This window comes from Pseudorhodobacter sp. (assembly GCF_030452865.1).
GTDB lineage: Bacteria > Pseudomonadota > Alphaproteobacteria > Rhodobacterales > Rhodobacteraceae > Pseudorhodobacter.
Map to the genome: position 1 here is coordinate 1 of NZ_JAKDLJ010000127.1, position 8513 is coordinate 8513.

Below are 8513 nucleotides of genomic sequence, written 5' to 3' on the forward strand. Positions count from 1 at the left end.
GCATTTTCCCGCGCCAACGGGGTGGTATTCACTCAGGATGGCCATTGGCGCGGCTCGATCCGGCGGGCGGAAAAGCTGGGGCTGCTCGGGCCGGATGCGTTGTTGTCCCATTGTATCGACCTGCACGAGGATGAGATTGCAATCGCCGCCGCCACAGATACCAAGATCGCGCATAACCCTTCGGCCAATGCCTCCATCCTTGGCCGCTGCCCGGCGATTGAGCTGATGGCGGCAGGGGCGACCGTGGCGCTGGGATCGGATGCGACAGCCCCCGACCGCTCCGCCGATATGTTCCGCCACATGCAACAGGCGATGCATTACCACCGCCGGCATTTCCGCGATGCCTCTGTGTTGCCGATCGGCAAAGCGCTGGAAATGGCAACGATCGCCGGGGCAAAGGCGCTGGGGATGGATCATCTGATCGGCTCGCTGGAGGTTGGAAAAGAGGCCGATATCGTCGCCGTCAACCTGCGCCGTGCCCATCTTTACCCGCCCAACATGCCGCTGCACCGCCTCGTCTGCTTTGCCAATGGTGCCGATGTCGCCACCGTGATGATCGGCGGCGAAGTCGTGCTGGACGCAGGCCGCGCCACCCGCGTCGACGAAGCCGCCATTCTGGACGATGCCGCCACCCAGACCGCCGTGATGATCGACCGCATTGGTGCTGCGGCTGATCTCGTCTTGCCACCGGATTTCTGGGGCATTACCAAGACTTAATCCTCTTTTGATCGACAAAGGACAGCAGATGCCACACCTCACCCCCGATGCAAAAGGCGTCTTTGTGATCGCCGTCACGCCGTTCCACCCTGATGGGCGGATCGACATGGAAAGCTGTGACCGCATGGTGGATTTTTACCTTGACGCCGGGGCTACCGGCCTGACCGTTCTGGGCATGATGGGCGAGGCGCCTAAACTGACGGTGGAGGAGTCCCGCGATGTCGTTGCCCGCATCCTGGCGCGCGCATCAGGCCGGGTGCCGGTGGTGGTCGGCGTCTCCGCCCCTGGTTTTGCGCAGATGGACACGCTGACCCGGATGGTAATGGATCTGGGTGCCGCAGGCGTAATGATCGCGCCCCCCGGCGCGATGCGGACCGATGACCAGATCGTGAATTATTACCATCAGGCCGCCGAGGTGATCGGCGCGGTGCCCTTCGTTTTGCAGGATTTCCCTTTGGTGACCAGCGTTCAGATGTCGAACAAGGTGATTGCGCGGATCGTGAATGACCTTGAAACCTGCGTTTGCCTGAAACATGAGGATTGGCCGGGGCTGGAAAAGATCAGCGCCCTGCGCGCCGATGGCGTTCTGAATCGTCGCATCTCGATCCTGTGTGGCAATGGCGGGATGTTCCTCCCCGAGGAGATGGCCCGCGGTGCTGATGGTGCAATGACGGGCTTTGCCTATCCCGAAATGATGGTATCCGTGGTGGAGAATTTCCAGCAAGGCGACATCGAACGCGGTCGCGACCTGTTCGATGCCTATTTGCCGCTGGCCCGATTTGAACAGCAACCGGGTCTTGGCCTTGCGATCCGCAAATACACCCTGGCGCGGCGCGGCGTCATTGCCCATGACACCTTGCGCAAACCGGGTGCGGCCCTGTCATCCGCCACCAAGGCCGAGATCGGCATCTTGATCAACCGGCAGGAAAAGCGACTCGCCGAATTGGATGCTTGAAGTAACCGGCGAGCCAACAGAGGAAAGCATCTGCCGGCAGCGCGCGATTGATGCCAGTGTTCAATGCGCCTGAACCTTACCGAATCCGAGGGCGCTAAGCCAACGGCACCTGCGCCTGCTTTCTGGGTTGAGGCTGCGATGGGGTGCCGGGCTTGATCGTCGCGTTTGCGAGTGTGACAAGCCTGCGTGCGATTGCGATGAACACCAGGCTGTGCGGCTTTCCGCGTTCGCGGAGACGTTTTGCAACCGGCTTCGGAACCGGGTCGTGATAGGCGGAGGCGAGCGCAGCTTGGTACAGAACATGCCGGCGAGACCTGCGCCCGCCGTCGGTTGCGCTGCTGCCTCGCATCGCCCTGCTGTCATGTGGCTCCGGGGCGAAGCCCATCAGGGCCGGACCTGATATCGCCCCGACCGCTGCGATCAACCGGGAATGGCCCTCTGCCGGGTTTGCCAGTCGGAATCTTTGCTCCAAGGGTCAGGTCTTCGGTAACGGGGACATCTCAGCAAGCGTTTTTTGACATGCGCATCCTGCCGCACGGTTGCGGATTTGATCGTAGTGTTCCTCTCGGATGGGCATCGAGGCGCTGTATCGAAAGCCGAACACCCCGCAACCGGCGCCGGGGGACAAGATCTATCCCCGATTTGCTGCGCAAGCTGCTCGTCACGCGAAATCAGGTCCGGGCGCTGGATATTACATATATCCCAATGGCCAGCGGGTTCATCAAGGTAGCGTTCAAGCGTGTCGACTTGGATCTGTATCAAGTAACGCTGCCTGACATCAGAGATTTCGACCTATTGGCTGATAGTCGGAATTTCATGTTGAAGTCAAAACGCTTCAGCGACAAGGCCCGAAGCCTTTACGAAATACCAGATACATATGGTAACCCTTAACGTGTTCAGCCTTTTATTTCAGACCGCGCGCTGTGATTCAGGTTTTTTCGGAAGTTCTAACGACGATCAAATGCCTCTGCTATGCTAGGCGACGGAAGCGGCGGGTGCGCGTTGTCGCCCGTCGCGGGTGCTGTGGCTGGCTGATCCATGCGTCTTCGCGCCGTCTCCGGCCCCGTTCGTGGAGGGCAGACTCAGCAATCCGTTTGAAGACGCGGGTGCGCCGCAGGGGTTACCGTCCTGGCCGGGCTATCGTGCACCCGAAAGCAGTCGGGTGCCGTCTCGGTTCAATCGGTCAGAAACAGGCTGACGCGGCGGTTCTGGCGGCCTTTCTTTTCGACCTTCCCGAGAGTGATCTGGCCGATCTCGGCCGTGCGGGCGACATGGGTGCCGCCGCAGGGTTGCAGATCAACCTGCGCCGTCCCTGCCCCGATCCGCACCAGACGCACGCGGCCGTGCCCAACGGGTGGCATCACCGACATGGTTTTGACAAGGCCGGGGTTGGCCAGCAATTCGGCATCGGTGATCCAGCTTTCTGTCACCTCCAGATCGCGGTCTATCAAGCGGTTGAGTGCGTCTTCGATCTGCTGCAAATCCCCAGGCGGGTCCGGCATGTCAAAATCCAGCCGTCCTTTTTCTGCGCCGATCTGGCCCCCGGTCACCGGCAGTGGAATTACCACAGACAGTAAATGGAGTGCTGTATGCACGCGCATGTGACGGTATCGGCGCTGCCAGTTCAATACCTGGCGGACCATGGTGCCCGCGACCGGCAATCCAGCGGGTTCGCCGGACAACAGGCCGACACCGTCTCCTTCCAGTTTCACAGCGGTTGCAATCGGCAGTTTGCGGTCAGCCCAGATCAGATGTCCGCTGTCGCCGGGTTGGCCGCCACCCGTCGGGTAAAACACCGTGCGATCCAGAACGATAGCGCCTTCAGGCGTCAGAGCGGTGACAATTGCTTCCGCCTCCGCCTGATACGCATCGGTCCGAAACAATAGCTCTGTCATGTACTTCTCTTTCTTGGCGCTTTCGGTTTCGGCGTGTCATCTTCCGGCTCGGCAAGTGCCACCGCTCCTCCCGGCGCGAGGGGGGAAGAAGCAAGCATCTGCGCGAGGGCTTCGGGATTGCGCAGCCAGATGTCGCGCTGACCAAAGGGAATCTCGATCCCTTCCTCAACGAAGCGGCGGGCGATTTCGTGGTTGATCTCCGACCTGACACCGAGCGAGAAGTTCACGTCACGCAGGATCACCCGGATTTCGAAATCAAGGCTGTCAGGACCGAAATTGACCAGCACGACCGAGGGTGGCGGGTTCAGAACGGCAAGCGGTTGTGCCTCTGCAATCTCTTGCAGGATCTTTTCGACCTTGCGGGTGTCGGTGCCATAGGCGACCCCAATCTTGACAATCAACCGCCCGGCAAGGTTGAAGCGGGTCCAGTTTGTGACCATGCCCGAGACCAAATCGGAGTTCGGAACAATCACATCTGTCCGGTCAAAGGTCTGGATCCGGGTGGAGCGGACGGAAATTCCGCGTACCGTCCCCATAACGCCGTTCACCTCGATCCAGTCGCCTTCCGAAATCGGCCGCTCGATCAGCAGGATGATGCCTGCGACAAAGTTCGACACGATGTTTTGCAGACCAAAACCGATGCCAACCGACAGCGCCCCGGCGACAATGGCAAGACCGGACAGGTCAAGCCCCGCCGAATTGATCGCAATCAACCCCGAAAGGAAAATGCCGATATAGCCGACCCCAGCGACGATGGCGTTTTGTCCACCCTGATCCAGCGTGGTTTTCGGCAAAACCGAGCTTTTCAGCGCACCTTGCATCAAGCGAGTCACCAGATACCCGAAGCCGAACACGACGGCCAAAAGCACGAAATCCGACGGCGAGATGCGGGTCTGGCCAATCTGGAAGCCTTCGCGCAATTTGGTAAAGAGTTCGGTCAAATCCGCAACCCGCGTGCCCCAGATCAAGGCAAACAAGGGGATCGACAGGAAGGTCAGGAAAAACCCGATCAGGGCCGGAACAAGCGCGTCGCGCCCACGCTCATCGTTGCGGATCACAACGGCATAGATCGCCGCGACAAGGTTTTGCAGAATGAACAGCAGCCCGACAAGCCCAAGCGTCGCCACAGCCGGAAACACCAGCGCCTGCCCCGCCCGCACATAGCCTGCCGCCGCCAGGACCGGTCCGACGAGGGCCAGAATGACCCCGCCACGCGCGAGGATCCCGATGATCCGCGCGGCAAAGGAAATCGTCGTTTCAGACTCGCCCTTTGTTGGTTCCCGCAACAACAACCGGCAGAGTTGGAACAGGAATGCCGCCCCAACCAGAATGGTCGGGAACGACAGGACCGCCGCTGCGGCCTCAGAAATCTGGCTATCGGGCAGCAATGCCTCGCGGATCGCCTCGACCCCCAGGGTGATGCCCAAAGCCTGCGTCAGAACGCGCGCGCGCATCCTCGCCTACTCGCTCATGTGCAGAAAGGTCGGGGCGCTGGCCGCGCGAGGGAAACTCCGTATGCCAAGCCAACGCGCGGTAAAGACGATCAGGCCAAATTCGATCAGGGTCCGTGCGACCACCTCGCCCAATGGGCCAAGCATGCCCGAAAGGATGATGGCGGTGGAAAATGCGAAGACACCCAGACTCGGCACGACAATCTGACCGAGCGAAGCGACAAAGGCCGAAATCTCGCGTGCGTCGGAGTGGCTGCGCTCCTGCAAGCGCAGGGTAACGCCTTCGATCAGGGCACGCCCGCGCAGAATGGTGAAGGCTGCAAACAGCAGCAAGGCGATGATCGGCGGCAATTTATCCATGAATGCCGCACGCCGTGTCTCATTCGACAAGGCGGCGCGGACTTCGGCCTCCACATCATCCATGGATTTCATAAGTGCCGACACCCCCGCAGGCCAATTGGCCGGATTGATCGGGATCGGCCAAAGCTGCAACAACTCGTCTGCTTGCCGGTCGCGCATCAGGCTGTCGATTTCGCGGATCAGGCCGTCGGCACGGGAATAGGCCTCCACCGCCGAAATTGACGGGGCCTGAAGAACGCTGAGCTGTTCTGTCAATGCCTTGCGCCGCACTGCGATGTCATCCGCTTCGGTCGCCCCTTCCGCAGGCGGCGGGCCAAGCGCATCAATTTGGGTGCGCAGGGTGCCGATGCGGGCGGAATTGGTGCCTTGCGCCGCGAGAAACTTTGCGCGCCAGGTGGCGACCTCATCGCGGACGGTCTCCAGACGGACATCGCTGGTGCGCGGATCGGCAATGAAATCATCCACCTCCGCCGCGAATTTCTCCCAGACTTTGTAATCCGGCGCGGAGTCTGCAGCATCCGCGGCAGCCGGAACCGCGCCGGTCGAAAAGTTGGTCTGCGCGGCGATGGGCGCGGCAAATCCCAGAACTGCAAGCCAAACCCAAAGCAGAACCAGCGCGATCGTCGGTTTCCCGGTCCGCCTCATGCCTCGAACACCGCAGGGATATCGCGCGGGGCAACGTCAAGCCAACCGGGCACCGGCAGGCCTTTTTCGTGCAGGAATTCAGGGTTGAACAGCTTGGATTGATAGCGCGTGCCATAGTCGCACAGCATTGTCACAATCGTATGGCCCGGCCCCATCTCCCGCGCCATCCGGATCGCACCCGCGACATTGATCCCGGACGATCCGCCAAGGCACAACCCTTCGTCGGCCAGCAGGTCAAACACAATCGGCAGCGCCTCGGCATCCGGGATGCGATAGCTGAAATCGGGTTTGAAGCCTTCAAGGTTGGCGGTGACGCGCCCTTGCCCGATGCCTTCGGTGATGGAAGAACCGGGGCTGTCGAACGCCCCCGTGGTGTAAAAGGAATGCAGTGCCGCGCCTTCCGGATCGGCCAACCCGATTTTTACGCCTTTCGGCTGCAAGGCCAGCGCCATTCCGGCCAGAGTGCCGCCAGAGCCTACCGCACAGATAAAGCCATCGACCTTGCCATTGGTCTGCTCCCACACCTCCGGCCCGGTGGTTTCAACATGGGCCTGCCTATTGGCGGTATTATCAAACTGGTTGGCCCAGATCGCGCCTTTTGGTTCGGTTTGTGCAAGTCTTGCCGCCAATCGTCCGGAATATCGTACATAATTGTTTGGATTCTTATATGGGGCAGCAGGCACCTGCACCAAATCCGCGCCGGCCAGACGCAGCATGTCTTTCTTTTCCTGGCTTTGTGTCTCGGGAATGACGATCACGGTGCGAAAACCCATGGAAGCCCCAACCAACGCCAGCCCGATGCCGGTATTGCCGGCGGTGCCTTCAACAATGGTGCCACCGGGTTGCAACAGTCCTTTCGCCACTGCGTCCCTGATGATGTAAAGCGCGGCGCGGTCCTTCACCGATTGACCGGGGTTGAGAAACTCCGCCTTGCCCAGAATCTCACATCCGGTCTGCTCCGACGCTTTTTTAAGCCGGATCAAAGGCGTTTTGCCGATGGCGTCTGCGAGATCGCGGTAAATGTGCATCCGATATTCCTTTTATGTTGGCTTAGGTGTACCGGCAGGCAGCGCCAAACTCAAGCAACCCGCGACGCCCAAGGCATCGCCGCAATCAAGAAAACGTCACGGTTGCGGCGCAAACCCAACCGCCGCGACAGCGCGCAAACGCGGGCGTTCGCTGGCCAACCAATAGTAAGACAGCAAAAGCGGCGCGGTCGTCACCTCTCCGCGCCCGATCAGTTCGGCAAACGCCTCGAATGACATCAGATGGCCCTTGATATCCTCGGCTTCGCTTTGCTCACCGCCAAGACCGGCGGAACCATCGGGCAAATCGGTCAGTGCGATATAGGAATACAGAAACTCTGTCTTGGCGCCCGGTGTGGGGTAGTAATTGGCGACGGGCAGGAAATCCCCGGTCAGATACAACCCGGCCTCCTCCACCGCTTCGCGTCGGGCTGCCTGCTCCGGTGTTTCTCCCGGATCAATCCGGCCTGCGATCGGCTCCAACTGCCAAGGCTGCACATCACCGCGCGCAAAGGGGCCAACTCGGAACTGTTCGATAAACAGCACCCGGTCGCGGACCGGATCATAGGGCAGCACCGTCACCGCATCGCCGGAAACGAAGGCCGCACGCGTCACGACAGGGCTTTTGCTGCCTTCAAAGCGACGAAAGGACAGATCATATTCCTCTACCGCGAAAAAATCGGCATAGGGTTGCCGCCGGGATTTGACCGTGATGTCAGCCGGTTGTACGCTGCGGCGCACACCCGCCACCGCAGGCAAGGCAGCGCGCACCCGGCTTGCACCCCGCACCAGCATTGGATAGCGGCGCGACAGTGGCAGTTCCGCCGGATATTGCGCCATCACATCCGCAGCGGTCGCCACCACGGTCGGCCCCCATCGCGCCACCCAATCCGTCAGCGACCACGGCGCACCAGGCTGCCATTGCCCCGGCGTCGGAAGATACACCAGGGCTTGCACCTCCCCCTGTGCGGTTTCCACCATGCGCCGCTGGGTGCCATAGCCGAACGGGCCCTCATAGCAATCGAGCCGGGCCAGATCCTCGGTCGTCAGCCCTGACAACAGGGTTCCCACTGCCTCACCGCCCGGTTCCGGAACGATCAAGGGAAAATCATGTCCCACCGCCCAATAAACCGCATGGCCCCGCAGTACGGCAGGATGTGCCTCAGGCACGCGCCCCAGGACCAGATGCAAAAGCGGCGCGTGGCAAAGCGTGCCATAGATGAAAAGCCGGGTCATCGCGTCACTCCCACCGCCGCCGTGCCCATTCGGCGATGAGGCCACCCAGCAATCCTCCCACCACCAGCGCGACCATCGGCTCCACCGCCAGAATGCGCGCGCCGTTTTCTAGCCCCAGTTCAAAAATGCCGACAATCGCCTCCATCGGGCTGTCATAACGCATCCGTAACGAGTTCTTGACCATGAGGATGATCGAGCACACCAACACCGCCCAGACAACGAGGGTGAC

8 protein-coding genes and 1 pseudogene are annotated in these 8513 nt (G+C 60.8%); 3 read left to right on the forward strand and 6 right to left on the reverse strand.

Translation table 11 applies throughout. From position 1 onward, the window contains the following. The 3 genes and pseudogenes from L0H65_RS09285 to L0H65_RS09295 all read left to right on the forward strand — a co-directional run. A partial coding sequence (locus L0H65_RS09285; protein ID WP_301458593.1) for an amidohydrolase family protein occupies positions 1-717 on the forward strand: 717 nt, incomplete at its 5' end. A gap of 28 nt (positions 718-745) precedes the next feature. Continuing rightward, positions 746-1672, forward strand: a complete 927-nt coding sequence (locus tag L0H65_RS09290; protein WP_301458594.1) for a dihydrodipicolinate synthase family protein — start codon at positions 746-748, stop codon at positions 1670-1672. Positions 1673-2238: 566 nt separating this feature from the next. Further along, positions 2239-2404: pseudogene (locus tag L0H65_RS09295) on the forward strand (IS3 family transposase); the annotation flags it as partial. A gap of 443 nt (positions 2405-2847) precedes the next feature. Here L0H65_RS09295 and L0H65_RS09300 read toward each other — a convergent pair. The 6 genes from L0H65_RS09300 to L0H65_RS09325 all read right to left on the reverse strand — a co-directional run. Continuing rightward, the gene (locus L0H65_RS09300; RefSeq protein ID WP_301458595.1) at positions 2848-3567 is read right to left on the reverse strand and encodes an alanyl-tRNA editing protein; all 720 of its coding nucleotides are present in this window, start codon (positions 3565-3567) and stop codon (positions 2848-2850) included. After that, positions 3564-5021 carry a mechanosensitive ion channel family protein gene (locus L0H65_RS09305; RefSeq protein ID WP_301458596.1) on the reverse strand — a complete coding sequence of 486 codons (1458 nt, stop codon included), beginning with the start codon at positions 5019-5021 and terminating at the stop codon, positions 3564-3566. The genes L0H65_RS09300 and L0H65_RS09305 overlap by 4 nt, the downstream gene beginning before the upstream one ends. 6 nt (positions 5022-5027) lie before the next feature. Further along, complete coding sequence (locus tag L0H65_RS09310) at positions 5028-6023, reverse strand: DUF3772 domain-containing protein (protein ID WP_301458597.1); 996 nt, start codon at positions 6021-6023, stop codon at positions 5028-5030. Beyond that, positions 6020-7051 carry a cysteine synthase A gene (locus L0H65_RS09315; RefSeq protein ID WP_301458598.1) on the reverse strand — a complete coding sequence of 344 codons (1032 nt, stop codon included), beginning with the start codon at positions 7049-7051 and terminating at the stop codon, positions 6020-6022. The genes L0H65_RS09310 and L0H65_RS09315 overlap by 4 nt, the downstream gene beginning before the upstream one ends. Before the next feature lie 96 nt (positions 7052-7147). After that, a complete protein-coding gene (locus L0H65_RS09320) occupies positions 7148-8284 on the reverse strand; it encodes a gamma-glutamylcyclotransferase (RefSeq protein ID WP_301458599.1) in 1137 nt (378 codons plus the stop codon). A gap of 4 nt (positions 8285-8288) precedes the next feature. Then, positions 8289-8513, reverse strand: a 225-nt coding sequence (locus L0H65_RS09325) for a TrgA family protein (protein ID WP_301458600.1), incomplete at its 5' end; no start/stop codon positions are given.